Source organism: Nocardia sp. NPDC051832 (assembly GCF_040681285.1).
In the GTDB taxonomy this organism is placed as follows: Bacteria; Actinomycetota; Actinomycetes; order Mycobacteriales; family Mycobacteriaceae; genus Nocardia.
Genome location: NZ_JBFAYL010000002.1, coordinates 825,284 through 851,868, shown reverse-complemented (window position 1 = coordinate 851,868; position 26,585 = coordinate 825,284). Strand labels below are relative to the sequence as shown.

At 68.8% G+C, this 26,585-nt stretch carries 26 protein-coding genes; 13 read left to right on the top strand and 13 right to left on the bottom strand.

Annotation, left to right across the window (positions count from 1 at the left end):
* Positions 1-70: 70 nt before the first annotated feature.
* On the bottom strand, positions 71-1,678 hold the full coding sequence (gene abc-f, locus AB0M14_RS13795) for a ribosomal protection-like ABC-F family protein (protein WP_364993659.1): 1,608 nt from the start codon (positions 1,676-1,678) through the stop codon (positions 71-73).
* Positions 1,679-1,835: 157 nt separating this feature from the next.
* Between abc-f and AB0M14_RS13790 the strand changes: the two genes are divergently transcribed.
* Positions 1,836-2,495: a TetR/AcrR family transcriptional regulator gene (locus AB0M14_RS13790; protein ID WP_364993655.1), complete on the top strand. Its 660-nt coding sequence runs from the start codon at positions 1,836-1,838 to the stop codon at positions 2,493-2,495.
* 175 nt (positions 2,496-2,670) lie between these two features.
* Entirely contained in the window at positions 2,671-3,576 is a 906-nt protein-coding gene (locus AB0M14_RS13785; protein ID WP_364993652.1) for a zinc-binding dehydrogenase, read from the top strand.
* On the opposite strand, the gene AB0M14_RS13780 is transcribed toward AB0M14_RS13785, so the two are convergent.
* Positions 3,542-4,504, bottom strand: coding sequence for a LysR family transcriptional regulator (locus AB0M14_RS13780; RefSeq protein ID WP_364993649.1), 963 nt, complete (start codon positions 4,502-4,504; stop codon positions 3,542-3,544). The genes AB0M14_RS13785 and AB0M14_RS13780 overlap by 35 nt on opposite strands.
* Positions 4,505-4,596: 92 nt before the next feature.
* Positions 4,597-5,436, bottom strand: a complete 840-nt coding sequence (locus tag AB0M14_RS13775; protein ID WP_364993646.1) for a DMT family transporter — start codon at positions 5,434-5,436, stop codon at positions 4,597-4,599.
* Between the two features lie 177 nt (positions 5,437-5,613).
* Here AB0M14_RS13775 and AB0M14_RS13770 point away from each other — a divergent pair, with 177 nt between their 5' ends.
* Complete coding sequence (locus tag AB0M14_RS13770; RefSeq protein WP_364993643.1) at positions 5,614-5,832, top strand: EF-hand domain-containing protein; 219 nt, start codon at positions 5,614-5,616, stop codon at positions 5,830-5,832.
* A 22-nt stretch (positions 5,833-5,854) separates the two neighbouring features.
* On the opposite strand, the gene AB0M14_RS13765 is transcribed toward AB0M14_RS13770, so the two are convergent.
* Positions 5,855-6,442: a helix-turn-helix domain-containing protein gene (locus AB0M14_RS13765; protein ID WP_364993639.1), complete on the bottom strand. Its 588-nt coding sequence runs from the start codon at positions 6,440-6,442 to the stop codon at positions 5,855-5,857.
* Positions 6,443-6,534: 92 nt separating this feature from the next.
* Between AB0M14_RS13765 and AB0M14_RS13760 the strand changes: the two genes are divergently transcribed.
* On the top strand, positions 6,535-7,746 hold the full coding sequence (locus tag AB0M14_RS13760; protein WP_364993635.1) for a pyridoxal phosphate-dependent aminotransferase: 1,212 nt from the start codon (positions 6,535-6,537) through the stop codon (positions 7,744-7,746).
* Between the two features lie 12 nt (positions 7,747-7,758).
* On the opposite strand, the gene AB0M14_RS13755 is transcribed toward AB0M14_RS13760, so the two are convergent.
* The 4 genes from AB0M14_RS13755 to AB0M14_RS13740 form a co-directional block, all read right to left on the bottom strand.
* On the bottom strand, positions 7,759-9,594 hold the full coding sequence (locus tag AB0M14_RS13755) for a TraM recognition domain-containing protein (RefSeq protein WP_364993631.1): 1,836 nt from the start codon (positions 9,592-9,594) through the stop codon (positions 7,759-7,761).
* Positions 9,595-9,706: 112 nt separating this feature from the next.
* A complete protein-coding gene (locus tag AB0M14_RS13750) occupies positions 9,707-10,372 on the bottom strand; it encodes an MspA family porin (protein WP_364993629.1) in 666 nt (221 codons plus the stop codon).
* A 57-nt stretch (positions 10,373-10,429) separates the two neighbouring features.
* Positions 10,430-11,050: an MspA family porin gene (locus AB0M14_RS13745; RefSeq protein ID WP_364993625.1), complete on the bottom strand. Its 621-nt coding sequence runs from the start codon at positions 11,048-11,050 to the stop codon at positions 10,430-10,432.
* Positions 11,051-11,226: 176 nt separating this feature from the next.
* On the bottom strand, positions 11,227-11,592 hold the full coding sequence (locus AB0M14_RS13740) for a MerR family transcriptional regulator (protein WP_364993623.1): 366 nt from the start codon (positions 11,590-11,592) through the stop codon (positions 11,227-11,229).
* Positions 11,593-11,650: 58 nt separating this feature from the next.
* Here AB0M14_RS13740 and AB0M14_RS13735 point away from each other — a divergent pair, with 58 nt between their 5' ends.
* Positions 11,651-12,454 carry an alpha/beta hydrolase gene (locus tag AB0M14_RS13735; protein WP_364993620.1) on the top strand — a complete coding sequence of 268 codons (804 nt, stop codon included), beginning with the start codon at positions 11,651-11,653 and terminating at the stop codon, positions 12,452-12,454.
* On the opposite strand, the gene AB0M14_RS13730 is transcribed toward AB0M14_RS13735, so the two are convergent.
* A complete protein-coding gene (locus AB0M14_RS13730) occupies positions 12,435-13,010 on the bottom strand; it encodes a GNAT family N-acetyltransferase (protein WP_364993618.1) in 576 nt (191 codons plus the stop codon). The genes AB0M14_RS13735 and AB0M14_RS13730 overlap by 20 nt on opposite strands.
* Positions 13,011-13,098: 88 nt before the next feature.
* Here AB0M14_RS13730 and AB0M14_RS13725 point away from each other — a divergent pair, with 88 nt between their 5' ends.
* Together AB0M14_RS13725 and AB0M14_RS13720 are read left to right on the top strand one after the other, a co-directional pair.
* Positions 13,099-14,271 carry a phospholipase D-like domain-containing protein gene (locus tag AB0M14_RS13725; RefSeq protein WP_364993614.1) on the top strand — a complete coding sequence of 391 codons (1,173 nt, stop codon included), beginning with the start codon at positions 13,099-13,101 and terminating at the stop codon, positions 14,269-14,271.
* A gap of 112 nt (positions 14,272-14,383) precedes the next feature.
* Positions 14,384-14,818 carry a hypothetical protein gene (locus tag AB0M14_RS13720; RefSeq protein ID WP_364993611.1) on the top strand — a complete coding sequence of 145 codons (435 nt, stop codon included), beginning with the start codon at positions 14,384-14,386 and terminating at the stop codon, positions 14,816-14,818.
* Here AB0M14_RS13720 and AB0M14_RS13715 read toward each other — a convergent pair.
* Both AB0M14_RS13715 and AB0M14_RS13710 read right to left on the bottom strand, forming a co-directional pair.
* Positions 14,815-15,252, bottom strand: a complete 438-nt coding sequence (locus tag AB0M14_RS13715; protein ID WP_364995762.1) for a GtrA family protein — start codon at positions 15,250-15,252, stop codon at positions 14,815-14,817. The two genes, AB0M14_RS13720 and AB0M14_RS13715, sit on opposite strands and share 4 nt — an antisense overlap.
* A gap of 73 nt (positions 15,253-15,325) precedes the next feature.
* Positions 15,326-16,057, bottom strand: a complete 732-nt coding sequence (locus tag AB0M14_RS13710; protein WP_364993609.1) for a lysophospholipid acyltransferase family protein — start codon at positions 16,055-16,057, stop codon at positions 15,326-15,328.
* Positions 16,058-16,234: 177 nt separating this feature from the next.
* Between AB0M14_RS13710 and AB0M14_RS13705 the strand changes: the two genes are divergently transcribed.
* The 5 genes from AB0M14_RS13705 to AB0M14_RS13685 all read left to right on the top strand — a co-directional run bounded on the left by AB0M14_RS13705 (position 16,235) and on the right by AB0M14_RS13685 (position 23,213).
* Positions 16,235-17,740 carry an alpha/beta fold hydrolase gene (locus AB0M14_RS13705; RefSeq protein ID WP_364993606.1) on the top strand — a complete coding sequence of 502 codons (1,506 nt, stop codon included), beginning with the start codon at positions 16,235-16,237 and terminating at the stop codon, positions 17,738-17,740.
* Positions 17,741-17,785: 45 nt separating this feature from the next.
* Complete coding sequence (locus tag AB0M14_RS13700) at positions 17,786-18,478, top strand: response regulator transcription factor (protein WP_364993603.1); 693 nt, start codon at positions 17,786-17,788, stop codon at positions 18,476-18,478.
* Positions 18,478-19,776 carry a HAMP domain-containing sensor histidine kinase gene (locus AB0M14_RS13695; protein ID WP_364993600.1) on the top strand — a complete coding sequence of 433 codons (1,299 nt, stop codon included), beginning with the start codon at positions 18,478-18,480 and terminating at the stop codon, positions 19,774-19,776. The genes AB0M14_RS13700 and AB0M14_RS13695 overlap by 1 nt, the downstream gene beginning before the upstream one ends.
* A 93-nt stretch (positions 19,777-19,869) precedes the next feature.
* The gene (locus AB0M14_RS13690; protein WP_364993596.1) at positions 19,870-20,244 is read left to right on the top strand and encodes a hypothetical protein; all 375 of its coding nucleotides are present in this window, start codon (positions 19,870-19,872) and stop codon (positions 20,242-20,244) included.
* A gap of 44 nt (positions 20,245-20,288) precedes the next feature.
* Complete coding sequence (locus AB0M14_RS13685) at positions 20,289-23,213, top strand: tetratricopeptide repeat protein (RefSeq protein ID WP_364993593.1); 2,925 nt, start codon at positions 20,289-20,291, stop codon at positions 23,211-23,213.
* On the opposite strand, the gene AB0M14_RS13680 is transcribed toward AB0M14_RS13685, so the two are convergent.
* Complete coding sequence (locus AB0M14_RS13680; RefSeq protein WP_364993590.1) at positions 23,207-23,992, bottom strand: YwqG family protein; 786 nt, start codon at positions 23,990-23,992, stop codon at positions 23,207-23,209. The genes AB0M14_RS13685 and AB0M14_RS13680 overlap by 7 nt on opposite strands.
* A gap of 137 nt (positions 23,993-24,129) precedes the next feature.
* On the opposite strand from AB0M14_RS13680, the gene AB0M14_RS13675 reads away from it, so the two are divergent.
* The gene (locus AB0M14_RS13675) at positions 24,130-25,053 is read left to right on the top strand and encodes a cation diffusion facilitator family transporter (protein ID WP_364993586.1); all 924 of its coding nucleotides are present in this window, start codon (positions 24,130-24,132) and stop codon (positions 25,051-25,053) included.
* Between the two features lie 67 nt (positions 25,054-25,120).
* On the opposite strand, the gene AB0M14_RS13670 is transcribed toward AB0M14_RS13675, so the two are convergent.
* Positions 25,121-26,317 carry a glycosyltransferase family 4 protein gene (locus tag AB0M14_RS13670; RefSeq protein WP_364993584.1) on the bottom strand — a complete coding sequence of 399 codons (1,197 nt, stop codon included), beginning with the start codon at positions 26,315-26,317 and terminating at the stop codon, positions 25,121-25,123.
* Between the last annotated feature and the right edge of the window lie 268 nt (positions 26,318-26,585).

Genomic DNA, 26,585 nt, shown 5'->3' with positions numbered 1-26,585 from the left:
CGGTGGGGTCCGCGGGAACGGAATCGTGGGGCACGGCGAAACTCCTTCGGTGCGTGGATGTTCGGGGATGTCAGGCGAAGACCGGTGCGCGGAGCGCGAGGTGAGCGCCGCGCCAGCGACTGCGGAGCCTGCGGTCGTGGCTGACGATCACGAGGGCGCCGCGGTAGTGCGTCAGCGCGGTTTCCAGGTCCTCGACCAGACCTGGTGACAGATGGTTGGTCGGCTCGTCGAGCAGCAGCACGTCGAGGGGCTCGGTGACCAAGCGGGCCAAGGCAAGTCGCTGCCGCTGCCCGGTGGACAGGTGCTCGACGCGCGTCGAGAACTGCGCCTGCTCGAACAGGCCCAGCGCCAGGAGCCGTTCGGCATGCTCGTCGGCCGGTCCCCGGCGGCCGCGGGCGAACGCCGCCAGCAGCGTGTCCGAGGAGTCGGCGAAACTCGGCTCCTGAGCGAGGTACCCGATCGCGCCGCGGCGGACAACGGTGCCGTCGTCCGGTGCGAGCCGACCGGCCAGCACCTGCAGCAGGGTGGATTTGCCCGCTCCGTTCGGGCCGGTGACCAGCAGCCGATCACCGGCGCAGAGCTCGAAGCTCACCCGGTCCAGGCGGCCGTGGACGGTGAGACCGGAGGCGTCGAGCACGGTGCCCTGCACCTGCCCGGCCCGCAGCCCCGGCGTGAACCGCAGGGGACGCGGCGGCGCCGGAACCGGATCCGCGAGCAGGCGGCGCAGCCGTTCCTCAGCGTTGCGAACCCGGCTGGCCAGCGACTGCTGCACCCGCCCGCCGGCCCGGTCGTAGGCCATCTTGTTGTTGTCCCGCATCGCCCGGCCCGGCGCGACCTCGCGCGCGGTGGTCGCGGCGGCCTCGCGGAGCCGTGCGGTGTCGGCCTGCCATTGCGCGTGCGCCTGCACCCAGCGCTGGCGTGCCGCCGCCTTCTCGGTCAGGAAGCCCGCATAGCCGTTGCCGTAGCGGACAACTCGCCGCCGGTCCGGGTCGACCTCCAGCAGCGTGGTCGCGACGCGCTCGAGGAAAGCCCGGTCGTGCGACACCGCCACCATGGTGCCGCGGCGGGCCCGCAGGTGCGCTTCGAGCCAGGCCATGGCGTCGTCGTCGAGGTGGTTGGTCGGCTCGTCCAGTAGCAGCACCTCGGTGCCGGCCGCCAGCAGCGCGGCCAGGCGCAGCCGGACCTGCTCGCCACCGGACAGTCCGGCGACCGTGCGCTCGCGCCGCACCAGCCCCAAGCCCAGGCCGTGCAGCGCGCGTTCCACCCGGGCGTCGGCGTCGTAACCGCCGCGCAGCTCGAAAACCGTTGTCAGATCGCCGTATTCGGCAATCCCGGCGTCGTCGCCGGCAGCCATCGCGACCTCGAGGCGGCGCATCCGCTGTTCGATCGCGCGGAGCTCGGTCAATGCCCGGTCGATGACCTCCTGCACCGTCAGGTGCGGCGGAAGTTGCTCATCCTGGGCGAGATAACCGACGCCGCCGTCGGCCTGGACGACGATCGCGCCCTCGTCGGGCTGTTCCTGTCCGGCGAACAGGCGGAGCAGGGTGGTCTTGCCGGATCCGTTCTCGCCGATGATCCCGGTGCGCTCACCCGCGGCGAGCGCACACGTCACCTCATCGAGAACGGACTTGCCGTTGAAGGACTTGCTGACCGCGTGCGCGGTGATCTGGGTTGGCATGGGCACTCTCCGAAGCATTCGAGGACGACACGGTCGGCAGCGACCGCAGGACCGGGTGAACACTTCGCAGGAGCATCGGCAGAACCTCACTTAGTACGACAACTGTCGCACTAAGGTAGCGTGAGGACTCCCGCCCGTCAAGCAATCGGATGACCGCATGAGTGTTGACCCCCCACCCGTCCCCCGTTCCCGACCGGGCGGCCGGACCGCCCGCATCCGGACCCAGGTGCTGGACGCGGTCAGCGCGGAGCTGGCCGAAAACGGTTACGACGCACTGAGTATCGATGCCGTCGCCGCCCGCTCGGGCGTGCACCGCGCCACGGTGTACCGCCGCTGGCAAGACGTCGGCGGCCTGCTCGCCGACGTCTTCGACGCCGCCGCCCACCTGCCGTGGGAGCCGCGCGACACCGGCTCCCTGCGCGGCGACCTGGCGGCCCTCAACCAGGAAATCCAGGATTCGCTGGGCGCGGAATCCTCGATCGCGGTGGCGCTGATCGCGGTCTCGTTCCGCTCCGAGGAGGCCGCCCGCGCCCTGCGGCAACTATGGGAAGACCGATATGCCCAGTCCGAGATCATCATTCGGCGCGCGATCGCCCGCGGCGAGCTCGCACCCGAGGTCGACGCCCGCGCCCTGCTGATCGCCGCGACCGCCCCGCTCTACCACCAGCTGGTGCTGCTGCGCACCCCACCCGATCCGCGGCTGCCCGACGCGGCCGCCCGCACCGCCGCACTCGCGGCGGCCGCGGGCGCCTTCACCCCGCTACCGGCCCCGGCGGATCAGAGCAAGGTCCGCGGGCGGCGCCGAGCGCCGATGTGATCGGGCACTTCGATGCCCGCGCGATAGCCGGACAGCAGCCCGGCGGGCCCGGATCATTCAGCCGCGGGCCGAGATCCTTGCGGAATCGTGCGTTGTTCCGGCAGGGCGGCGACGCCAAGGTAGTGGGGGCCCTCGATCCGAGCAACTGACAGCACACGAAGGAACAGACCCAGCTATGCGTGCACTACTCAACGGCCCGGAGGGCCTCTACCTCGCCGCGGCCCCGGATCCGCGGCCGCGGGCCGACCAGGCGCTGGTCACGGTGGCGGCGGTTTCGCTGAACTTCGGTGAGATCGCTTACCGTTCGGCCACTTCGGGCACGCGCGTCTCCGGATGGGACGCCGCCGGCATCGTCACCCAGGCCGCCGCCGACGGGTCGGGACCGCCCGTGGGCGCCCGGGTCGTCACCTTCGGCTGGGGCGGAGCGTGGGCGGAGTTGCGGGCCGTCGACACCGGCAACCTCGCGGTGGTTCCGGACGACGTGGATCTCGGTATCGCCAGCGCGCTGCCGGTCGCGGGCGTGACCGCGTTGCAGGCGCTGCGCCGGCTCGGTTCGGTTCTGGGCCGGCGGGTGCTGATCACCGGCGCGTCCGGCGGCGTCGGCCGGTTCGCCGTGCAACTCGCGGCCTTGGCGGGCGCGCATGTCATCGCCTCGGTCAGCAGCGCCCAGCGCGCGGCCGGGCTGCGCGAACTCGGCGCCGCCGAAATCGTCTCGGGCCCCGCGGAATTGACGGCTCCCGTGTACGGCGTGCTGGACAACGTGGGTGGCGCCCAGCTGGCCGAGGCGTTCTACCGGCTGGAACCCGATGGCGTCGCGCAAGCCATCGGCCGGGCCGCCCGCGAGGTGACCGTCATCGACTTCGAGGTGGCGGGCACCAACTCGGCGCGCGGGCGGCTGGAGAACTTCAATGTCGCCACGCCCTTCGGCCCGGACCTCGCGTTGCTGCTCCAGCTGGTGCGGGACGGGCGGCTGACCGCTCAGATCGGCTGGCGAGGTTCGTGGGAGCAAGCCGAGCACGCGGCCGACATGCTGCTGTCCCGGCAGATTACGGGCAAAGCGGTACTGGATCTGGGGTCGTAGCCGGCGCGGGGAACACCACGCCGGGCGGCGACAACGCCGGCGCGATTTCCATGACCACCTCGGCGAAGGCCCGGATGCGCGGGTCGGCGTCGTCGCGCGTCCGCCAGACGATGCCCTGCTCGATCGGCGGCATATCGGGGACGGCGATGAAGCGGATGTCAGGTCGCTGGTACAGCAGCGGCAGTTGCGCGTCGCCGGGCACGATGGCCTGTCCCAGGGCCACCAGCCCCAGCGTCTCGGCATAGGTCGCGCAGGGGTCATTGTGCCTGCCGATGGGCTGTCCGCTCGGGGTCTGCCGGGGAAAGTGGTAGTCGATCCAGTAGTCCGGCACCGAATCCGTCACGGCGACAAAGGTTTCCCCCGCCAAATCGTCGAACGACGCGGACTCGCGCGCGGCGAGGCGGTGGTTCGCGGCCACGCCGAGATATCTGGTGCCGCGGGTCACCACCGCGCCGACCGTCAGATCGGGCTCGTCGATGGGCAGCGTGATCAGCAACAGGTCGGCGGCGCCGGCACGCAGCTGCGCCACGTGGTGATGCAGGTGGGTTTCGACGATGCGCACGACGCAGTCCGGGTGGCGGCGCGCGAACAGGTCGCGGGCGGCATACACCCAGCGCCCGGATTGGCTGCCCATGAAACCGACGGTGAGCGTGCCGGTCATACCGCGTCCGGCGCTTTCGGCGCGGCTGAGTGCGAGCCCGATCGCCTCGTACAGCGGCTGGAGTTCATCGCGCAGCATCTGCCCTACCTCGGTCAGCGCCACCCGTCTGCTGGTGCGGGCGAACAGCGCCACCCCGAGCCGCCGCTCGATCTTCTGCACGATCTGGGTGACCAGCGCGGGCGAGACGTGCAGGCGGGCAGCGGTACGGCCGAAGTGCAACTCGTGCGCGAGAGTCAGGAATATCTCCATCTCGGCGCGTTCCATCATTCCGCCCGTACCTCCGATCGAACAGTCAAGGGGAATCATTCTGCCCGACCCCGCACCCGCCTCGAACATCGCAGGTCCAGGCAGCCGCCGCGTCAGCCGGTCGCGATCGCGAGCACGCCGGCCAGCGCCGCCCCGACCCCGACCTGCTGCGGGCGACCGAGCTTCTCGTTCAAGAAGATTCGGGCCAGCGCGATGGTGACGAGGGTGTGCAGGGCGCCCAGCACGGCGACGACGCCGACCATGCCGAGCGTGGAGGCGGTCGCGTAGAGGGCGTCGGCGACCACGATCAGCACGCCGATGAGGGCGATCCCGGGAATGTCCCTGGGCGGGACCGCGACCGCCTGCCGCCCGGCCAGGACGACGGCGCCGATCAGGCCGACAGCGGTGAGCCGCGCGGTCAGCAACGCCCAGCCGATATCGCCGGTGCTCGCGGTATCCATGGCCACGAAGAAGGTGCCGAAGCCGACCGCGGCGAGCAGACCGAAGCCGACGCTCGGCAGCACCTGGCCGGCTTTCCCGTCCTGGTCGGACTGGTAGGACGCGACCATCAAACCGAGCAGCGCCACAACGAGACCGGCCAACTGGACCGCCCCCGGCACCTCACCGGACAGCAGCCCCGCCAGCAGCGGCACCACCGGGGCGGTCGAAGCGACCGCGGCGACGATGCTGATGGTGCCGACCGCCAGCCCTCGATACAGCGCGGCGACCGCGGCGGTTTCGGCCAGACCGGCCAGCGCGGCATAGCCGAGTGCGGCCGGTTCGGGCAGGCCGCCGCCGCGCACCAGCGCGAAGCCCGTCACCAGCGCCAGCGCGGTGCTCTGCGAGATCAGCAGTACCGAAAGCAGTGGCAGCTTGCGGCTTTTCAACCCGCCGAGGAAGTCCGAGGTACCCCAGCCGAACGCCGCACCGAGGGCGAGCACGATCGCGATCATGAAACAGCTTCCTTCTCCGAATGTCATATTCGTTACATGTAACGCAAACCATAGCCGAACTTCCGTTACATGTAAACAGTTCCGCGCCTGCTGGATACGCACCCGGAACGCCGAGTCGGCCGGATGGGATACTCCGGTAGCTAGCTCGGTTGCCGGATGTGAATGAAGGAGTGGGTTATGGGTGGGTTTACTGTCGCGGAGGCCAAGGCGGTATTCGTGCGGGTCGATGCGAACAGTGACGGCTTCATCACACTCGACGAGTATGTGCGGGCCGTTGAGGGATATGGGTTTTCGAGCGACGCGGCCAAGACCGCGGCGCTGGCCATCCTCGACAAGGCGGACCTGAACAAGGACGAGAAGATCAGCCTCGAGGAGTTCCTGACCCTCGTCAGCTGAGCCCGATGCGGTTGCGGCGCCGTCAGTTTGCCGCGCGCGGCCAGCCCGGTTTCGCGTCCGCCAGTGCGAGCGCTCCGCTCGCCACGGCGTTCGCGGTCGTCAGATCGAGGACCAAATCCACAGCCGGGCCGGCCGCGGGGCCGTCGTGATGGGTGACCTCGCCACCGTCGACGACTATGTGGAAGACCGTCTCGCCGATCCGCACGGTGACCGCGCCCTGGTCGATCCGCTCCCCGATGGCCCGCCCCAGCGGCAGCGCGAGCCAGTGCGCGCGCACCGCGTCGGTGGGGCGGCGATCCCCGAGCGCCGGTGTCCCCCAAGCGGAGAGCGCGTCCAGGACGGTACGCAATCCCGCCCCGGCGGCGGTCAGCTCGTAGGCCGACGTCGCGCGCGGCCCGATCCTTTGCCGCGTCAGGACGCCGTCGCGTTCCAGGTCTTTGAGCCGCGCCGCGAGCACGTCGGTGCTGATGCCGGGCAGGTCGGCGAACAGATCGCTGTACCGTCTCGGGCCGGATAGCAGTTCACGAACGACCAGCAGACTCCAGCGATCGCCGACCGCGTCCAGGGCGCGGCTGGCGGCACAGTAGTGGTCATAACTTCGGCGCGGCACACTCTCACTGTAGCCACTTACTTGGAATATCCAAGTGACTACTTGGAAAATCCAAGTACAGTGTGCGGAGGTCAGCGCGAGAAGGGACGTTCATGCAGATCAGGCAGTCGAGCAAGTTGGCGGGTGTGTCCTACGAGATCCGCGGTCCGGTGGCGGAGCAGGCGGCCCGGCTGGAGGCCGAGGGGCACCACGTGGTGAAGCTGAACACCGGCAACCCGCAGCCGTTCGGGTTCGAGGCGCCCGCGGAGATCCTGCAGGACATCGTCCGGAATCTGCCGCTGTCGAGCGGCTATTCATCGTCCAAGGGGCTGCTCTCGGCGCGGCGGGCGGTCGTGCAGTACTACCAGACCCTCGGCGTCGACGGCGTGGACGTCGAGGACGTCTTCCTGGGCAACGGGGTGTCCGAGCTGATCATGATGGCGATTACGGCGCTGCTGGAGAACGGCGACGAAGTGCTCGTCCCCGCACCGGATTTCCCGCTCTGGACCGCGGCGACCACCCTCAACGGCGGCCGGCCGGTGCACTACCTGTGCGACGAGGCCTCGGATTGGTTCCCCGATGTCGCCGACATCGAAGCCAAGATCACCGACCGCACCCGGGCCATCGTCCTCATCAACCCGAACAACCCCACCGGAGCGGTGTATTCGCCGGAGGTGCTGCGCGAGATCCTCGAGGTCGCGCGGCGGCACGACCTCATCGTCTTCTCCGACGAGATCTACGACAAGATCGTCTACGACGACCTCGTCCACACCGCAGCGGCCGCCCTCGCACCCGATCTGCTGTGTTTGACCTTCTCCGGCCTGTCGAAGTCCTACCGCTGCGCCGGGTTCCGGTCCGGCTGGCTGGTGGTGTCGGGGCCGGTCAAGCACGCCGAGAACTACCTCGAAGGCCTGACCATGCTGGCCGGGCTCCGGCTGTGCGCGAATGTCCCCGCGCAACAGGCGATTCAGGCCGCGCTCGGCGGCTACCAGAGCATCGACGACCTGCGACTGCCCGGCGGGCGGCTGCGCGAACAACGCGATCGCACCTGGGAGGCGCTCAACGCGATCCCGGGCATCTCCTGCGTCAAACCCCAAGGCGCCCTGTACGCCTTCCCGCGGATCGATCTCGACATGTATCCGATCGTGGACGACGAACGGTTCGTCCTGGATCTGCTGCTCCAGGAGAAGCTGCACATCGTGCAGGGCACCGGCTTCAATTGGCCACGCCCCGACCACTTCCGGATCGTCACCCTGCCCTATGCCGACGAACTCGAGGCCATCGTCGAACGGATCGGCCGGTTCCTCGCCACCTATCGGCAGTAGGCGGCGACCGGTTCACAAGGGACGGACCTCCTCGATCCGGCTCGGCTCGGCGGCGGCGCTCGACTTGGTCAGGCTCGACGAGCCGATCAAGTCGGCGATGGTCGCCCGGGTCCGAAAGGGCCCGCGCGCCTCGAGCGAATCTCGCACCGCCCCGGCATATTCCCCGTCCCACCACGGAACGGTCCGGATCAACGCCGGAGGCACACCGGCGGCGAAGAGAACGGCGCGGCCGCGTGGCAGTGCGCGCAGTTCCGCGACCCCCAGGGTGTTCTCCGAGGAGATCGAGGTCGAATACCCGAGCCCGCGCGTCGACAGGTTCATCGATCGGGACTGCACCTCGTGACTGCCGATGCCTTCCACCCGATCGCGCAGGAACGGAACGTCATCGACACCGCCGCCGAGGACCTTGATGGTGGCCGCGGACCACAGCTCGTTCATCCCGTCGGGCCCCCAGCGCCGGACGCCCTGCGCCCAGGACTGCAACATGGTCATCAGGATGATCCCGCGTGACGCGTAGCGGCTGTATCGCTGCGGAAAGTCATGCCAGCGCACCACATTCGCCGCATCGTCGAGCACGGCGAGCAAGGGGATCGCGAGCCGCCCGCCGGCCGACCGCGACGCTCTGCGGTCGGCCACATCCAGAACGGCCTCGATGAGAGCGCTCACCAGCGGCGCGGCCGAACCGCGCTCCTCGATCGAGAGCGAATACAGCGTGCCATTGCTCTCCAGGAACTCGAGTTCGTCGAACTGTCTTCTGTCCTCGCCCCGGGTGACCCAGGGATGGAACTCGGGGTATTGCAGACAGCGGAGCATTTGTTTGGCAGTACCGAAGATTCCGCTCTGCTGCCGGATATCCAGGTGGTACGACGCTGCCAACGCGGACGCGGCGCGGTGCAGTTCGGCGTAGCGCAGCAGTTCGATCGGCTCGGTATCGCGCGCATTCGTCACCCATTCCCACACCTGGGTGATCGGCCGGGAACCGGCGGCCGCAGCGAGAAACAATCCCGCGAGCAAGTCCTCGGCCTCGATCTCGAAGTAGCCGCGCGCGGCGGTACCGGCCTCCGCGTCGGCGAAGTGACCGGCCAGGCGGGCCGCGCGCAGCTCGCAACCGGACTGGCGGACGTCCACCCACGCCAGCGGATCCCAGAACCAGTGTCGCGTAGCGTCTTCCGACGAGTTCGCCGATCCGTGGGCGATGCCCTGCGGGTCGAAAATGAATACCGGACTGCCTTTTTGGGCGCGCACGTCGCACGTGGCGTCCACGACCTCCCGCTTGCTGGAGGTGACGAGCACCGGGCCGATCGCCGTCAGAATGGCCGGTATCACCCGAGCGGTGGTCTTGCCCTGCGACGGACCCCAGATATCGAGGTGCAGATCCTGGTAGGTGCCGTATAACGTCCGCCCGCCCGCGACCGCCGCACCGATCGGAATGCCGGGGGCGTCCCCGCGGCCGAGCCGCATACCCAGCGCCTCGGCGCGCTCTCGCGCGTACTCCTCGGTGACCGGCAGCAACTCCTTGCCGGTGGCCATGAACCAGGCCTTGTCATCGATCGCCAGCCTGCCGCGGGCACGCCATTTCAGGACTATCCGCAGCAGCAGCGCTACGAACGCCAGCACCGCGAGCTCGATCAGCACGATCGTGGTCGCCGGGGCCGGCCAATCCAGTTGTCCGCGAACCAGTTCCCGGACCATCGTGATCGGATTCGCCGGGATGTGCTGCCGCGTCGCGGCCCGCGCGTTCGCCAGATGCATCGCGAGGGCGAGACCCCCGAGCACCAGCCCGCCGCACAACGTCAGCCGCACCAGGATCTTCGTCTCGAGATCCCGTTTTCTCCGCACCCGCGCCATAGCGCCCCCCTTGCCGAACCGCGCCTCGCTCAAGGGTGCCAGCGCAAACCCTGCTCCGCCAGCCCATTAGGGGCTCGGTGACCGGTCCGGTCACCGAGCCCGCAAGCGGTGCTCAGCCGAGGCTGAAGGGCTGACCCCACAGGGTCACCACGGAAACACCTTCCGCGCCACGGACTTTCACCAGGACGAAGGCACGAGCCTGGGCGTAGCCGGCGCAGCCGTCGAGGGCGATGGTGGTGTCGGCCCAGGTGACGCTGCCGGTGGGGCCGCGGAACGAATTGGCCCGGCTGTGCTCCTCGTTGCCGTAGTCGTCGGGAGCTTCCAGGTCGATGATCATCTGCCGCCCGGCCTGGCCGGGGCCCAGGGTGAGCCGGCCGCCGAGGGAGGCGGAGGCCGTGAGGTTCTCGCCCCGCACACCGGTGCCGCCCTTGCTGCTGATGCCGCCGCCGCCGATGTCGACCTGGCAGCCGACGATGTAGCCCGGCGCGATCTTCGCGCCGACGCTCTTGCGGTCGCCGCCGGAGATCTCCACGTGCGCGGTGCCCGAGACCCAGGTGTTGCGGCTCAGGGGGGTGTTGCCCAGGGACGGGTTGATGGTCGCCGATTCGCCGGCCAATCGGACGGTGACGGTCATGCCGTTGGGCAGTTCGTGGGTGATTTCGCCGCCCGGCAGCGGGACGAAGGTGTCAGCGCTGGCGGCTCCGGTGGACAGCAAACCGATGGCGGTGACAGCGGCGGCGAGTCCGGAGACGGCCGCGTGATTTCTGCGGTTGAACATGAGGTGCTAACCCTTCGAGGGTTCGGTGCGGATTGACGTGCTGACTTCGATGCCCGCTCAGCCGATGCTGAAGGGCTGCCCGTAGAGGGTCGTCTTCGAGTGGCTGTTGCCGATGATCTCGAGGTTGGTGTACGCGCGCGCCTGGGCGTAGCCGCCGCAGCCCTCGATCGACATTTCCACGTCGGTGTAGTCCACGAAATACGTTCCGGGCTTGGTGATGTCGGCGCGCTCCAGCTGCACCCACTTCACCTGGCCGGGGCCGATGTTCAGACTGATCGAACCGCTGATGCTCGCCGACTTGAGCGTCGCGCCGGCGCTGGCGCCCACCTTGACCGCGTCGTCAGCGATGCTGACCTGACAGCCGATGATGTATCCGGTATTGAGCTGGGACGCACCGAAGGTGGCGGAGTTGTTGCTGCCCGGGTCGTTGGAGGGCCCGGAGTCCGGCCCGACCTTCCCCTCCGGCGTCTCGGTCACTTCCGCGACAACCTTGCCCGACACCCACACGACGCGTCCCGCGCCGTTCGCCGACAACGACGGCGATACCAGAGCCCGCTCACCCGTCCGAGTGATCAACCCGCCCGGCGCCGCCTTCTGGCCGTCCGGCAGCGGCACGAACACATCCGCGTGGGCCGCTCCCGGTGCGAACAACCCGACGGCCGCCACCGTCGCGCCCACAATTCCGAATGATCGCTTGAGCACGTCAGATCTGGTGCTCGCAGTACTTTTCATCTCTTCCTGACTTCTCTCGGGGTATGCCCCGAGCCAGTGGTGCCATGCTATCGAGAAGTTAGCCTAACCTGATTGGTATTGAAACCGCCCGGTACGCAACAACAATTAGCCGATCATTATGGCTAGCCGTTCGTGCCGCGCGCCTCGGTAGTCGCCAGGTAGCCGGCGAGGATGTCGCGGGATTCGGCGAGACATTCGAGGCGGGCTTCGATTTCGGTCAGTTCGCGGCGCAGGACGGCGAGCATGTCCGGGTGGGATTCGAGGTCGGGAGCGGGGCCGTGGGCGCAGGGCAGGATGTCGCGGATGACGCGGGTGGGGAGGCCGGCGGCGAGGAGGGCGCGGATCTGCTGGACGACGGTGGGCGCTTCGGGGGCGTAGGTGCGGAAACCGCCGGGGGTGCGGGTGGTGCTGAGCAGGCCCTGTTCCTCGTAGTAGCGCAGCAGGCGGTGGCTGACGCCGGTGCGGTGGGACAGTTCACCGATTCGCATGTGATCCCGTTCATCTCGGCTTGACTCTCACATCGGTGTGAGATTTTAGCGTGGGGTCATGACTGAGCGGATTGCCGGTGAACTCGCCGGAAGTGAATGGGACGGATTCGTGTGCGGGCATGGCCCCGGGCTGGTGCTCGCGCATGGCGCGAGCAGCGATGTGGCGGACAGTTTCGGCGCCGTCGCCGCGCGCCTCGCGGACACGAATACCGTGGTGGCACTGAACTATCCGGGTTCCGGAACGACCCCGCGCAGCCGGACGCCGCTGACCCTCGACGGGCTCGCCGACAGCTTGGCCGACGCCGCGACGCGCGCCGGCCAGCGACGATTCGCGGTCCTCGGATACTCCACCGGCTCGGCGGTGGCGGTGCGGCTCGCCACCCGCCATCCCGAGCGGGTGACGGCCCTCGTGCTGTCGGCGGGCATGGCCTACCCCAACCCCCGGCTACGGATGGTCACCCAGACCTGGCGCCGACTGGCCGCGGCGGGAGATCCGCAATCCCTTGCCGCGTACCTGATCCTGCTCGGCTGGAGCCCGGCCTGGCTGGACCTCCGCTCCGAGACCGAGCTCAGCGAACTGACCACCGCCATCGGCGCCGCCCTGCCACCCGGCGCGGACGACCAACTCGACCTGCTCACCCGGGTCGACGTGCGCGCCGAACTCGCGGACATCCGAGTGCCGACACTGATCGTGGCCGCCACACACGATCTGGTCGTCTCCCCCGCACACGCCAGGGAACTCGCCGCCGGGATCCCGAATGCCGTACTGACCGAAGTAGATTCCGGTCACGCACTGGCCAGCGAGCGCCCGGCGGAATGGGCGGAAGTCGTCGCGACCTGGCTCAGAGCGTGCGGCGCATGATCGGCCGATCCTTGCGCGGACGGGCCACCTCGGAGAACCCGGCGGCGCGGAAGGAACTCGCCATTCCGGTCATCGCCGTATCCGCGCCCGCGCGTTTCCCGTCGCCGGGTTCGATCGGATAGCCCTCGGCGGCCGGGTAATCCAAGGTGGCCGCGTAGTCGCAGACGGCGTCGAGAATTTTCGCCAGCAACCCGGAACCGCGATGCTCTTTGCGGACATAGAGGCAGGTGATCGCGCAGACCGGCGCGTCGTCGACCTTAGCGAGCAGCGCCGAACGCTCGAGTCGCGGGAACGCCTCGCGAGGCCCGAGATGGCACCACGCGACCGGCTCGTCGTCCTGGTAGACGAGCACGCCGGGCCGGGGTTCGCGCTGGGAAAGGCGTTTCATCGCCTTCCGGTTGCCTTCGCCCTTGCCTTCCATGAATTCGCTGATCGAGAGCCGCCAGTGCATACACCAGCACCCGCGGGCACCGCCGTTCTTACCGAGAACCGTCTCGAAATCGCGCCAGGTCTCCTTGCCGAGCTCTCGGACGGTCAGGGTTCGTGTGCTGCTCACATCCCAGCGATTAACCGAAATCCGGCTGTTCACACTGAGGTACAGTCGGTCTGACGATTTTCTCGTCGAGTTCCGGCGAGGGGATGGCATGACCAGTACAGCGCCCGACGTCCGCGTCGCGCAGATCCGGCGGCGGCTGGAGCGGTTGATCGGTATCGCCGCGACCGAGGGCAACCAGCTGATTCCCTTGCGCAACGGTGACGCGATCTTCGCGGCGATGCTGGCCGGGATCGCCCGCGCCGAGCACACGGTGGACATGATGACGTTCGTGTACTGGAAAGGCGACATCGCACGCCGATTCGCCGAGGCGCTCGCGGAGCGCGCCGCCGCCGGCGTCCGGGTGCGGCTACTGCTCGACGGTTTCGGCAGCCGGCTGATCGAGGCCGACCAACTGCGGCGGATGGAACAGGCCGGGGTGCAGGTGGCCTGGTTCCGCAAACCGCTCTACCTCTCGCCGCTGAAGCAGAACCACCGCTGCCACCGCAAGGTGCTCGTCGTCGACGAGGAGACCGCCTTCACCGGCGGGGTGGGTATCGCCGAGGAGTGGTGCGGCGACGCCCGCAACGAGAACGAATGGCGCGACACCCACGTCGAGGTCAGCGGCCCCGCGGTGGACGGCATCGCCGCGGCGTTCGCGCAGAACTGGGCGGAGTGCCACGACGAACTCTTCGACGACCGCGACCGGTTCATCGACCACCGACCCCGCGGCAAGGCCATCGTGCAGGTGGTGCGCGGTTCGGCCAGCTTCGGCTGGCAGGACATGCAGACCTTGCTGCGCGTGATGCTGGAGTCGGCCGAGGATCGTTTCCGGCTGGCCACCGCGTACTTCTCACCGGACGCGTACTTCATCGAATTGCTGTGCGCCACCGCCCGGCGCGGAGTTCAGGTGGAAATCCTGCTGCCCGGACCGCACACCGACAAACGGGTCTGTCAGCTGGCCGGCCAGCACTACTACGAAGATCTCATCGCCTGCGGCGTGCGGATCTACCAGTACCAGCCGACGATGATGCACGCGAAGATCATCACCGTCGACGGCGTCGCCGCCCTGATCGGCTCGACCAACTTCAACCGCCGCTCCCTCGACCACGACGAAGAGATCATGCTCGCCGTCCTGGACCAGGAATTCACCGCCACCCTGGACGACCATTTCGACGCCGACGTGGCGGTCAGCGACCGCATTCGCGCGGGCCGGTGGCGGCGCCGCTCCCTCCTCCAGCGGGCCCACGAGCTGGCCGTCCAGCCCATCCGCCGGTTCCTCTGACCCGCCCGCTCCGGCATCCGATATAGCATCGTGGGATAGATGGATCGCTCCGGTGCTCAGTGGTCACGCAGGAACCGAAGGTGGCGGCCCGGAGGGAGAGTGTGGACGTTCGATGTCGGACAAAGATTTACCGGGCGCCAGTGGCCCCGAAGCGGATGACGGCGCGTCGAAAGTCATCCGCCTGCCGCGGCGCCCGCGCCGGGTGACCGAGGAAACCGGCGAGCGCCCCCGCAAGACCTGGCATTCCGAAGGCGGCTCCGTCTACGATCCCGCACCGACCAGGCCCGTCCTGCGCTCGGAACTCCAGCGTGAGACCGGCTGGTGGCCGGTCGATCCCGGCGCGACCCGCCACCCCGCCGCACCGCACGACCCGGCCCGCACGGAAAACGACGGCAGCGTCGTCGATCTCGACGCGCTGCGACGCAAACGCGCCGGTGAAGCTCCCGCCACCGGCATCCGGCGGATGGCCAAGCCGCGCCGCATCCGAGGCCCCGGCAAGCCCGGCGGCGGCGAGAACGATGCCCCGCCGACCGACGAACTGAGCTAGTCGCCGCGGAAGACGAAGCCGCGCAGCAGGACGAAGCGCAGGCCGCCGACCGCCGCCATCACGACCAGCACGGCCGCCGCCTGGGTGAGCTCGCCCAGGCCGGGAGCCCAGAATTCCAGGGCGGCCAGGGCCGCGGTGCTGATCAGCAGGCCGATCAGCGCCAATCCGCCGCCTTCCCACTGCGCGGTGAACCAGCCGACGCGGCCCGCCGCCTGGAAGGTGATCTGCCGGTGTAGTTCGTTCGCGATCACCGTGCTGACGAGCGAGCCGGCGATATTGGCGAGCATCGGGCCGAAGCCGGCCATGGTCGTGAACAGCAGGACGTAGGCGATATTGCTGGAGCCACCGACCAGGGCGAAGCGGATCAGCTGGGCGGCGGCGTGCTCGCCGCGCAGGAATCCCAGCACGCGGGCGCGTGATTCGGTGCGCAGGATCGGACCGGCGCCGACGATGCTCAGATCGATGCGGTCGAGGCCGGGCGCTGCGAGTGCTGTGCTGTTCACCCGCTTACTGTCGCGAGCCCGGCTGACACCGCTCTGACGCCGGACTGACATGCCCGCTGACACCGGATCCGGCCTGGTCGCAGCATAGATCCTCGATCCGTTGCCGCAGGTGGTCCAGGAGTTTGCCCGGGTCGTCGAAGTCGGCGGGATCGATGGGCTCGCCGAAGTGCACGCGCACCCGCTGACGGCGGTCGAAGACCGGGCCGTCGCCACGCACCTGGCGCATCGGCAGCACCCGGTCGGTACCGACGGTGCCGACCGGGATGATCGGAACGCCGGTCGCCAGCGCCAGTTTCGCGACACCCGGCTTATACGGTTCGAACGCACCGGGGACGACCAACCGGCCCTCCGGGTAGATGATCAGTACTCCCCCGTGCCGCACGATCTGCTCCGCCTGCGCCAGGGCCGACCGCCCGGATTCGCTGTCCCGGCGCACCACCGGAATCTGGCCGAGTCGCCGCGCCAGCCACCCGACCACCGGCCAGGACCACAGTTCCGCCATCGCGATGGCGACAGCCCGCCGCCGCAGCGCACCCCACAGGAAAACCGCGTCGAGCAAGGAGATGTGGTTGCTCGCCAGGATCACCGGCCCGGTCGCCGGCACCCGCTCCCGCCCGAGCACGGTGACGTGCACGAGTTTCGACCAGACCAGCGCCCGCAGGATCCGGCGCACGAACGCCGTCGTCAGCCAGGCCCGTTTCCCCAGCCCCCGGGGCCGTCGCAGGTTCTCGTTCACGGCTCGATCGTGCTGTCCGCGGGCCGCGGGCAACTCCGCGAAACTACTCGAGCGCCCCGCGCAAAGTTTCTTACATTCCTTTGCCCTCGGCCTGTCCCGGCTTTCACAACGCCCGCTCAAGATCATCGCAGGGCCCGGGAAACACCGGGCCGACGGGAACGAGGGGAGTGAGCGACGATGCGCTCGGTTTTGAGCTTCGCCCTGGCGGCGGCCGCCGTCGGCGGCTTGGTCGTGGGCTGCGGGCAGAACGAATCCGCCACGGCGAGCAAGGATTCCACGCCGGTCGCGTGGTGCCCGGCCGTACCGGACTTCGAGGTGGATTGCGGGACGGTGCGCCGCCCGCTGGTGCCGGGACAGCCGGATCTGGGCACGATCGATGTGGGCTACGCCCGGATCCGACACAGCGACCGCGAGGTCCCGGCGGCCGGGACCCTGCTGCCCAATCCGGGCGGTCCGGGCGTGCCGATGATCGCGCACGCGGCCGAGGCGACGATGCTCTCCGCCGGGTTGCTGAACGACCACGACGTGCTGCTGATCGATCCGCGCGGCACCGGCGTCTCGGCCCCGCTGGATTGCGGGGCCGACGAGGACCGGTACCAGCTGGGCACCCGGGCACAGCAGCAGGAGATGATCGGCCGGTGCGGCGAGCAGCTCGGCGCGAAGGCCGCCGGTTACACCTCGGCGGCCACGGTCGACGACTTCGACGCGGTGCGTGCCGAACTCGGCATCGACAAGGTCATCCCCTACGGAATCTCTTACGGCACTTACCTTTTACCGATCTACGCGCAGCGGCACCCGGAGCACGTGCAGTCGATGGTGCTCTCCGGCGCCTACCCGGCCGGGTTCGATCCACTACAGCGCCCGAACGCCGAAGCGGTTTCCCTGGCCCTGCAACGGATCTGCGCACGCAGCCAGGTCTGTGACGGCGACACCGCGGTGCGTGACCTGCGTTCCGTCGCGGCGCGCCTGCGCACCCAGCCGATCACGGTCGAGGGCAGAGCGCCCATCGTGCTCGACGAAGCCAAGCTCGGCAATCTCGTCTTCGAAGCCGCCACCAGCAATGTCGGGGCCGACCCGCAGGCCATGACACCGCTCGGCAGCCTGCCCGCCGCACTGCGTTCGGCCGTGCGCGGAAACGACGAGCCGCTGCGCGAATTCGTCCGCGCCGCCACCGCCGATCCCGGCTACGAGAACATCGACCTCTACCTGGCGGTCGCCTGCAACGACTACCGGCCGCTCTGGTCTCCCGAAGCGACTGTCCCGCAACGAGAGCGGCAGTATCGCGACGCCCTGACCCAGCACGCGCCCGACGGCCTGGGCGCCTTCAGCGCCGAAGGCTTCGCGGCCGCCCAGCGCGACGGCGGCGACGCCTGCCTGCGCTGGCCCGGCATCGCCGGCCACGAACGACCCGACCAGATGCGGGCGCCGATGCCGGACGTCCCGGTGCTTGTCCTCTCCGGCGATCTCGACGCCATCACCCCGGACGCCAACGGCAAACTGGCGGCCGCACGTTTCCCGCGCTCGACCTTCGTGTCGGTGCCCAACACCGGCCACGTCCCGGACCTGGAACCGACCGGCTGCGTCACCGGCCTCATCACCACCTTCGTCCGGACCGGCGACCCCGGACCGACCGGCTGCGTGGCCGCGGTCCCGCCCATCGCCGTGGCCCCGGTCACGAACTGAGCGGCCATGAGCAACACCTCAGCCACCACCGGTCAGAATGAGCCCGTGAACCCAGCGACGACCGTGCTCGTGGTCGAAGACGACCCCCATGTGCGCAGCACTCTGGACCAGCTGCTGCGCTTCGAGGGCTACACCGTGCGGCTGGCCGGCGACGGCCAGGAAGCGCTCGAACTGCTCGACCGGGAGCGCCCGGACGTCGCGGTGGTGGATGTGGTGATGCCGCGGCTTGACGGACTGTCGCTGTGCCGCATGCTGCGCCGGCGCGGCGACCGGCTGCCGATCCTGGTGCTGACCGCCCGGCATCAGGTCGGCGACCGGGTCGCCGGACTGGACGCGGGAGCCGACGACTATCTGTCCAAACCCTTCGACACCGAGGAACTGCTGGCGCGGCTGCGGGCTCTGTTGCGCCGCAGCGCACCGGATCCCGAGGCCGCGAGCGAACTGCTCGCCATCGACGACCTGACCCTGGATCCGGCCAGCCGGGAGGTCCGGCGCGGCGGCCGGTTGCTGGATCTGACCCGCACCGAATTCGACGTTCTGGAACTGCTCCTGCGCAATCAGCGCATCGTGCTCACCAGAAGCCGTATCTACGAAGACATCTGGGGTTTCGGCTTCGACACCGAGTCCCGGTCGCTGGATGTCTACATCGGCTACCTGCGCCGCAAGACCGAGGAGGACGGCGCGTCCCGGCTGATCCACACCGTGCGCAATGTCGGCTACACGATTCGGGTGCGGTGATGTTGCGCGCCAGACTCACCCTCGTCGCCGTGCTCACCGCGGTCGCCGCCATCGTGGTCACCCTGATCGCGTCCTATCGCAGTGTGTCGCCGCTGGTCGCCGCGCAGGTGGACCGCGGGCTGTCCGATCGGGCCGATACCGTGCTGGCGCTGCTCGACGCCGAGGCGCCGATCCCGGTGCGGCCCGATATGACCGAGCAGTTGCTGTTGCCCGACGGCAGCGTGCGGGTGCTGACTCCGGGTCGAAATGCCTTGCCGGTCACCGAGATCGACCGAGTCATCGCGCGCAGCGGCGCCGGCGGCGCGGACACCGAAATCGTCGTCGACGGTGTCGAGCACGGCGTGCTCACCAAACCCCGCCCGGGCGGCGGCGCGGTCATGGTCAGCCAGAACTATACCGAGGTGATCCGGGTCGACAACGAATTCCTCTGGCGCACACTGTGGATCACCGTCGCGGCGGTGTGTGCCGCGGCCGTGATCGGATGGCTCGCCATCGGGCGCGTCCTGCGACCGATCCGCCGCCTGGCCACCGCGACCCGGCATGTGGCCACCACCCAGGACCTTTCGACCCTGCTCCCCCGGGCCGCGCGCGGCGAGGTCGGCGAACTGACCGACAGCTTCAACACCATGCTCGCGGCCCTGCGCCTGTCCCGGGCGCAACAGCAGCGCCTGGTCGAGGATGCCAGCCATGAACTGCGCACACCCTTGACCTCGGTGCGCGGCAGCGCCGAACTCCTGCAGCGCGCGCACGGCAGACTCGACCCCGCCGACGAGACCCGCGTCATCACCACCCTCGTCCAGGAGGCGAAAGCCCTCGACGCCCTCGTCGGCGAACTCGTCGATCTGGCCACCGACCAGCAGACCGTCGAGGAACCCGCCACCGTCGACCTGCCCGAGCTGGCCGAGGCACGCGCCGAGCGCTTCCGCCGCCGCACCGGCCGCGAAATCACCCTCGCCGGAACCGAATCCGTTCCGGTCACGGTCCGCCCGCAAGCGCTGGCCCGCGCGATCGACAACCTGCTCGACAACGCCCTCAAATTCAGCCCGCCCGAAACTCCGGTCCGCATCCACATCACCGGCGCCCGCCTCTCGGTCCACGACCACGGCCCCGGCATCGCCCCCACCGACCAGCACTCCATCTTCGACCGCTTCTACCGCGCCGACCGCACCCGCTCCACCCCCGGTTCCGGCCTCGGCCTGGCCATCGTCCACGACATCATCACCGCCCACCACGGCGCCGTCTTCGCCGCCAACCGCCCCGGCGGCGGCGCCGAAGTCGGTTTCCAACTGCCCCGATAGAAACGTCGCGCGGCGCCGCCGCGATGCCTAGGGTTGAAGCCGCGGACCGCGTCGCCGGTCCCGGACATCGTCACGTGGGGTAGGGAGGACGTCATGACGGGATCGGCTCTGGCACGCGTCGCGGCGCCCACCGCGACCACCGCCGTAGTCACCACGGCGCTCGCGATAGCAGTGAATCTCGCTACCGGCCAACAGCATTCGGTCTGGCTGTGGGTCGCGGTCGGCGGATTGACGCTGGCGATGTTCGGCACGTCGATGTGGCTACACCACCGGCAGACCGAACAGCCCGAGCCCGCGCCGCCGCCCGCGACCGGTGTCGAGCTCGAAGCGGTTCGCGGCCGCACCATCGACATCAGCGACGTCCGGTCCACCGGAACCGGCGCGCGCATCGCCGACGCCCAGGTCCTCGAGGACATCAAGATCAGCGGTATCCGTGCCGGGCAGCCCGAGTCGCCCCACCCTCAGTAAGCGCGACGGACCTCACCGAGCCGTCCGCGCCGGCGTCCGAACCGGTGAAATTCGCCCATATCGATCGCACCACCGCGGGCTCCATCAACCTCACCTACACCACCAACGTCCAGCAGCTGCCCGCACCGGCCCGCGACGGGCGCATCGTGGTCGGCGAGATCCCGCAGGAGCCAAGGCATTTCGTCGAACGCGCCGAGGCGCGCGAACTCGGCGAGGCGGTGGCCAGATCACGCATCGTGGTCGTGGTGACCGGCATGCGCGGCACCGGAAAGACGCATCTCGCCGCGGCCTTGGCCCGGTCGGAAATCACGACCGGCGCCGGGCTGGTGGGGTGGATCAATGCCGCGACGATCGATGCCGCCCGCACCGGCCTCGCCGAGATCGCCCAGCTGATGGGATTGGCCGCGCCCGAAGAGGACTCCACGGTCGCGGCGCAACGGCTGCGCGGGCACCTTTCCAGCGAGCGCAGGCGCGGGCTCCTGATCTTCGACAACGCCACCGACCCGGACGAAATCCGCGCGCTGCTGCCCGCCACCGGCGAAACCCGTGTCGTGATCACGACTACGGACTTGTCTTTCACCGCCCTCGGCGAGCCGGTGGACCTGGGCTGTTTCACCGAGCGAGAGGCCATCGACTACCTGTGCGACTCGACCGGCCTGACCGATCAGGCCGGTGCGCGGCAGCTGGCCGGGGAGCTGGGCCGGCTGCCGCTGGCGTTGACCGCGGCGGCGACCACCATCGCGGCCCGGCGGCTCGATTTCGACAGGTACCTGACCCTGCTCAGAGCGAAACAGCTACCGCATGTGCTGGCTCGCAAAGTCGGCCAGGATTACAAATGGTCTGTCGCACAGGCGATTCTGCTGTCCGTCGACAGCGTCGAAGCGGAGACGGCGGATCCCGAACTCGACGCGGCGACTCGAAACCTGATCGCGCTCATGGCGATGCTGTCCCCCGCCGGCGTCCGTCGCGCCGTACTGCCGGACCTCGGCGGCCGCCTCGACGACGTCATCGACCGCTGCGTCGACGGCTCGCTGCTGGCCTGGTCGGACTCCGACGACGCGCTGCTGATGCACCGGCTGGTGTCGCGCGTCCTCCGGGAACGCGCCGAATCGAACGGCGAAGCCGACGATCTCGTCATGGGCAGCCTCGGCATGATCGCGCCGTTGATGAGCACCATCGAAGGCAACTGGACGACCCGGGAGCTGTTCTTCCACATCGCGGACCAGATCGATGCCATCGGAAGCACCGACATCTGGGAGCGCGGTGCCACCGACACCGCCGAACTGATGCTGATTCTCCGCAAGTGGGCGACCCAGGAACTGTGTGATTTCGCTGATCTCGTCAGATCGGAGACGCTCGGCCGATCCACCCTCGCCGACTGCGAACGGATCCTCGGGCCGGAACACCCGACCACCCTCGCCGTCCGCGTCACCCTCGCCAATTCGCACACCACCGCGGGCCGGGTGGACGAGGCCATCGATCTGCTCGAGTCGAGCCTCGAGATCTACGCGCGCGTGCTCGGCCCCGATGACCCGGAAACCCTCACGGCGCGCAACAATCTCGCGGCCGTCTACCACGCCGCCGGCCGGCACGACCGGGCCGTCACCCTGCACGAGGCGACCCTCGCCGACCGCGAACGGGTCCTCGGCCCCGACCACCCCGACACCCTGGACTCGCGCAACAACCTGGCGGATTCCTATTCAGAGGTGGGGCAGCTGACCAAAGCCATTGCCCTGCACGAGGCCAACGTCGCCGACCGGGAACGTGTCCTCGGCCCCGACCACCCCGACACGCTGTCCTCCCGCGGTCATGTGGCGTATGCCTACGTGTCGATCGGTCAACTCGACAAGGCCATCGCGCTGCACCAGGCCATTCTCCGCGACCGCGAACGCCTCCGCGGCCCCGACCACCCCGACACCCTCACCTCACGAAACAATCTCGCCACCACGTATCAGACAGCGGGCCGGCTGGACCTGGCCATCGACTTGCACGAAGCGACCACCAGCGAGTTCGAGCGCCTCCTGGGCCCCGACCACCCCAACACGCTGACCTCCCGAAACAATCAGGCCAGCGCGTATGCGGCAGCCGGACAGCTCGACAAGGCCATCGCGCTGCACGACGCCACCCTCACCGACCGTGAGCGCATTCTCGGTCCCGACCACCCCGATACCCTGGGCGCCCGCCACAACCTCGCCAACACCTACGAATCTGCCGGGCAAACCGCCACAGCGGTCACGCTGCACGAAACCAATCTCGCCCGCTGCGAACAACTCCTCGGGCCGGACCATCCCATCACCCTGACTTCTCGGGCCGGCCTGGCCGACTCGTACACCTCCGCGGGTCAGATCGACAAGGCCATCGCGCTCGATGAAACCAACCTCGCCGACGTCGAACGCGTCCTCGGCCCCGAGCACCCCTATACCTTCGCCGCACGCAACAACCTGGCCACCGCGTACACCTCCGCCGGCCACATCGACAAAGCCATCACGCTCTACGAAACCAACCTCGCCGACGTCGAACGCGTCCTCGGCCCCGACCACCCCGACACCTTCAACTCACGGGGCAACCTGGCCGCCCTCTACGAATCGGCGGGGCAGCCCGACCTCGCGATCGCGCTCCAGGAAGCCAACCTCGCCGACGTCGAACGTGTCCTGGGCCCCGACCATCCGCACACCCTGCACGCCCGCAACAACCTCGCCTACACCTGCCGCTCGGTCGGCCTGATCGACCGAGCACTCGACCTCTACGCCCGCAATCTCACCGAGCGCGAGCGCGTGTTCGGCCCCGCCCACCCCGACACGCTCATCTCCCGAAACAACCTGGCCGCCGTCTACGCGATCTCCGGCGCGTTCGTGAAATCGATTGCCCTCCATCGAGAGAACCTCGGGCTCTGCGAACGAGTCCTCGGCGCCGACCACCCCGTCACCATCAACGCCCGCGACAACATCCCACCCGGTTTGCGTCAGTAGCACTCCCAGTGCACGCGAACCTCGCTGAAGTCGTTCGCGGCCAAGGCTTCCGGGGCGATGAAACAGTAGAGGGTGCCGAAATCGCCCCAGCCCATGCCGATGTCGGTATCGGTGTCGAACTGCACGAGCAAGAGCTGACCCGACGGCGATGAGTCGCCGTAGAAGTGCTGGTAGGCGGCGGTGCCGGGGAGCAGGCCGCGGTCGTGATCGCTCTGGATCTCGTTGGCCCAGCCGCCGAGCTGATGCCAGGACCAGGAGTGTGTGAAGAACGCGTCGGTGAAAGCTTCGAAGCGGTCGTAGATTTCGTCGTCGTGGTCATCGGCGTCGAGCAGGTGCTCTTCGAGCCACTGGCCGTCGGGAATCGTGGGGACCATTGCGCAGGTCATGGCGGTGCGCTCGATCAGGCGGTTCGCTGCGGCGAGGTCCGTGGGCAGCGGCGTTTCCCGCAGCTCGGTCTCCGCCGGGAAGTACAGGAACGCGCCGGACCAGCCGTCAGTGTCGCCGAACACCGAGATCCGGCCGGAGGCAGGGAGATTCAGGTCGAGTTTCGGGAGTTCGGCCAGATCGAGGGAGGCGACGTGTTCGTAGTGGCCGTGATCGGCGCCGGGCCAGGCGAATCCGGCGGGTAGCTCGGGCAGGCCGCCGAAATAGCCGATGACCTTGTCCCCCGCACTCGCGTGCCGCAACCGCAAGCCCTCGCGGACGGCCAGCTCCAGGCGGGGATGGAATTCTTCGGGGATATGCGTTCGCATCAACGCGCGGAGGTCGGGCTCGGTCACAAAGGCAATCCTGCCAGCAGCGCCGGACACAGGCGGACGTCTTCGTGCTTAATATGCGCACATGCGCATGTTACTATTTATCAGAGTTCGAAGCTGCCGGGTTGCGATTCGGCACGGAGCAGATCGGGAGGTCGGCTATGGGTCAGGGCCATGATCACGGGGTTTCGGCGGCAGGCGCCGGTAGCGCATCCGGGCGTTATGTCCGGCGGTTGACGATCGCGATCGGGCTGGGCCTGGTCACCTTCGTCGCGCAACTGGTCGTCGGGTTGCGGACGTCGTCGCTGGCGTTGCTGTCGGATTCGGCGCATGTCTTCACCGACGTGCTCGGCGTGAGCATGGCGTTGGTGGCTATCCTGCTGGCGCGCAGCGCGATTCGGCGCGCCAACCGCTCCTACGGGATGTACCGGGCCGAGGTGTTCGCCGCTCTGTTCAACGCGGTACTGCTGTTCGCGGTGGCGGGCTGGGTCATCTACGAGGCCCTCGGCCGGCTGGCCGCGCCGCCGGAGGTTCCGGGTCTGCCGGTGACGCTCGTCGCGATCGTCGGCCTGGTCATGAACGTGATCGCCTTGCTACTGCTGCGCCGCGGCGCGGAACACAGCCTCAACGTGCGCGGCGCGTACCTCGAGGTCATGGCCGACATGCTGGGCTCGATCGGCGTCCTGATCAGCGGCCTGGTGACGCTGCTGTTCGGGTGGCGCTACGCCGACCCGGTCATCGGCATCGCCATCGGGTTGTTCGTGCTGCCCCGCGCCTACAGCCTGGGCAAGCACGCCCTGCGCATCCTGTTCCAGCACGCACCGGCGGATCTCGATGTGGCACAGGTGGATACGGCGCTCACCGACCTGCCCGGCGTCCGCTCGGTGCACGACCTGCATGTGTGGACGCTGACCTCCGGCATGGAGGTCGCCTCGGCCCACCTGGTGATCGCCGGCGACGCGAACCCCGCGACAGTCCTCAACGAAGCGCAGCTCCTGCTGGCCGAGAACTACCGGCTCTCGCACGCCACACTCCAGATCGAACTGCCCGACAGCGCCACCGAGTGCGAAAAGCTGGCCTGGTAACCGCCCGAACGCATCGGTCGATCCCGGACAACGGCACGCCGGTACCGAGATCGACCGATGCGCTGAGCTACCGCTTGGCCACGACCGACAGATCCCGGTCGAGCACTCGACCGGTGCCGGCGCTCGACCGCGCGCCGGTCGACAGACGGGGCAGATCGGCACAATCCATCGCCGCGTAGTACGAGGACTCGTACCCGGCGCCCAGCCGATCGACCGAGAAGTGCTCGATCACCCGGCGCCGGCAGGCGACCGGATCGAGCTGGGCCGCCGCGGCCATGGCCGCCGGCAGCTCCGCGGGATCGTCACAGATGAAGCCGGTGACACCGTGCTCCACGACCTCCGACACCGCGCCGCCGCGCAGCGCGACGACAGGCGTGCCACAGGCCATCGCCTCGATCATCACGATCCCGAACGGTTCTTCCCAGCGGATCGGGAAGAGCAGGCACCTCGCCTGTGATAGCAGCAACCGCTTGGCCATAGCGTCCGCCTCACCGAAGACGAAGTCCCGCTCGCCCAGCAGCGGCCGCACCGAACGCTTGAAGTACGCCTTCTCCGCCGGCTCGTTCATCTTCGCGGCCAGCACCAGGGGGATACCGGCGGCGTGCGCGGCTTCCAAAGCCAGATCCGGGCCCTTGTACGGCGCGTACCGGCCCAGGAACAGCGCGAAATCCTGCTTCTCCTTCTGGAAGGGCCACGCGCTCGGCAGCACCGCGTTGTACACCCGCCCCAGCCAGTTCAATCGGGGAGCCAGGCTGCGCTGCCGGTCGCTGATCGCGATCAACCGCGCCGCGTCGCCGAGCGCGCCGTAGTACGCCTGTTCCTCACCGTCGACCGGTCCGTGCACCGTGACCACGGTCGGGATGCCCAGCGCCTGGTAGACCGGCGCGTTCAAGGGTCCGGCGAAGGTGTGATCGTGGATCACGTCGATGTGCTCGGTACGCGCCAGTTCGATGATGGTCTCGCGCACCTTGAGCGCGTTGACCACCTCGGGAAACGGATCGCCGAGCCGGTCGGCGAGGATCTTGTCCCAGACCGGGATGAACCGCGTGGCGGTGGTTCCGGCCCGGCCCGCCCCGAGCAGGGTGACCCGGTGCCCACGCGCGACCAAGGCGTCCACCAACTGGGCCACCACCGCTTCCACGCCGCCATATCCGGCGGGTGGAATTTCGAAATATGGTGGGGCCACCATGACGATATTTAGTGGCGCACCGGATTCCCGGATGTTGTAAATCAAAGAACCGGAACCGGACGGCGTACTGATCATGGACTGCCTCCTCAACGGTGTGAAGCTGCGACCAAAACGGGACGCGACGCCAATGGCGTCGCGCGAACTCCGGAAGCTTCATCAGGGGGCAGGTACCCGCAGGTGTGGTACCCCGCACAGGCCCAGCTAACCATTGATGTCCGATTTGGATGAGAATCCCCCGTAATCCCTTCCCCTCTTCAACATATATCGCACCCCGGGGCTTGCGGCAAGACCCCGGTAGTGGCGCAGAATCGTCGGCCGAAGCCAATTGTCCTGCGGAAATTAC

Coding starts and splice junctions, on each gene's coding strand:
- abc-f (WP_364993659.1), bottom strand. CDS start 1,678: ATGCCAACCCAGATCACCGCGCACGCGGTCAGCAAGTCCTTCAACGGC.
- AB0M14_RS13750 (WP_364993629.1), bottom strand. CDS start 10,372: ATGTTCAACCGCAGAAATCACGCGGCCGTCTCCGGACTCGCCGCCGCT.
- AB0M14_RS13790 (WP_364993655.1), top strand. CDS start 1,836: ATGAGTGTTGACCCCCCACCCGTCCCCCGTTCCCGACCGGGCGGCCGG.
- AB0M14_RS13675 (WP_364993586.1), top strand. CDS start 24,130: ATGGGTCAGGGCCATGATCACGGGGTTTCGGCGGCAGGCGCCGGTAGC.
- AB0M14_RS13760 (WP_364993635.1), top strand. CDS start 6,535: ATGCAGATCAGGCAGTCGAGCAAGTTGGCGGGTGTGTCCTACGAGATC.
- AB0M14_RS13725 (WP_364993614.1), top strand. CDS start 13,099: ATGACCAGTACAGCGCCCGACGTCCGCGTCGCGCAGATCCGGCGGCGG.
- AB0M14_RS13740 (WP_364993623.1), bottom strand. CDS start 11,592: ATGCGAATCGGTGAACTGTCCCACCGCACCGGCGTCAGCCACCGCCTG.
- AB0M14_RS13705 (WP_364993606.1), top strand. CDS start 16,235: ATGCGCTCGGTTTTGAGCTTCGCCCTGGCGGCGGCCGCCGTCGGCGGC.
- AB0M14_RS13735 (WP_364993620.1), top strand. CDS start 11,651: ATGACTGAGCGGATTGCCGGTGAACTCGCCGGAAGTGAATGGGACGGA.
- AB0M14_RS13670 (WP_364993584.1), bottom strand. CDS start 26,317: ATGATCAGTACGCCGTCCGGTTCCGGTTCTTTGATTTACAACATCCGG.
- AB0M14_RS13770 (WP_364993643.1), top strand. CDS start 5,614: ATGGGTGGGTTTACTGTCGCGGAGGCCAAGGCGGTATTCGTGCGGGTC.
- AB0M14_RS13780 (WP_364993649.1), bottom strand. CDS start 4,504: ATGATGGAACGCGCCGAGATGGAGATATTCCTGACTCTCGCGCACGAG.
- AB0M14_RS13775 (WP_364993646.1), bottom strand. CDS start 5,436: ATGATCGCGATCGTGCTCGCCCTCGGTGCGGCGTTCGGCTGGGGTACC.
- AB0M14_RS13720 (WP_364993611.1), top strand. CDS start 14,384: ATGTCGGACAAAGATTTACCGGGCGCCAGTGGCCCCGAAGCGGATGAC.
- AB0M14_RS13755 (WP_364993631.1), bottom strand. CDS start 9,594: ATGGCGCGGGTGCGGAGAAAACGGGATCTCGAGACGAAGATCCTGGTG.
- AB0M14_RS13690 (WP_364993596.1), top strand. CDS start 19,870: ATGACGGGATCGGCTCTGGCACGCGTCGCGGCGCCCACCGCGACCACC.
- AB0M14_RS13785 (WP_364993652.1), top strand. CDS start 2,671: ATGCGTGCACTACTCAACGGCCCGGAGGGCCTCTACCTCGCCGCGGCC.
- AB0M14_RS13695 (WP_364993600.1), top strand. CDS start 18,478: ATGTTGCGCGCCAGACTCACCCTCGTCGCCGTGCTCACCGCGGTCGCC.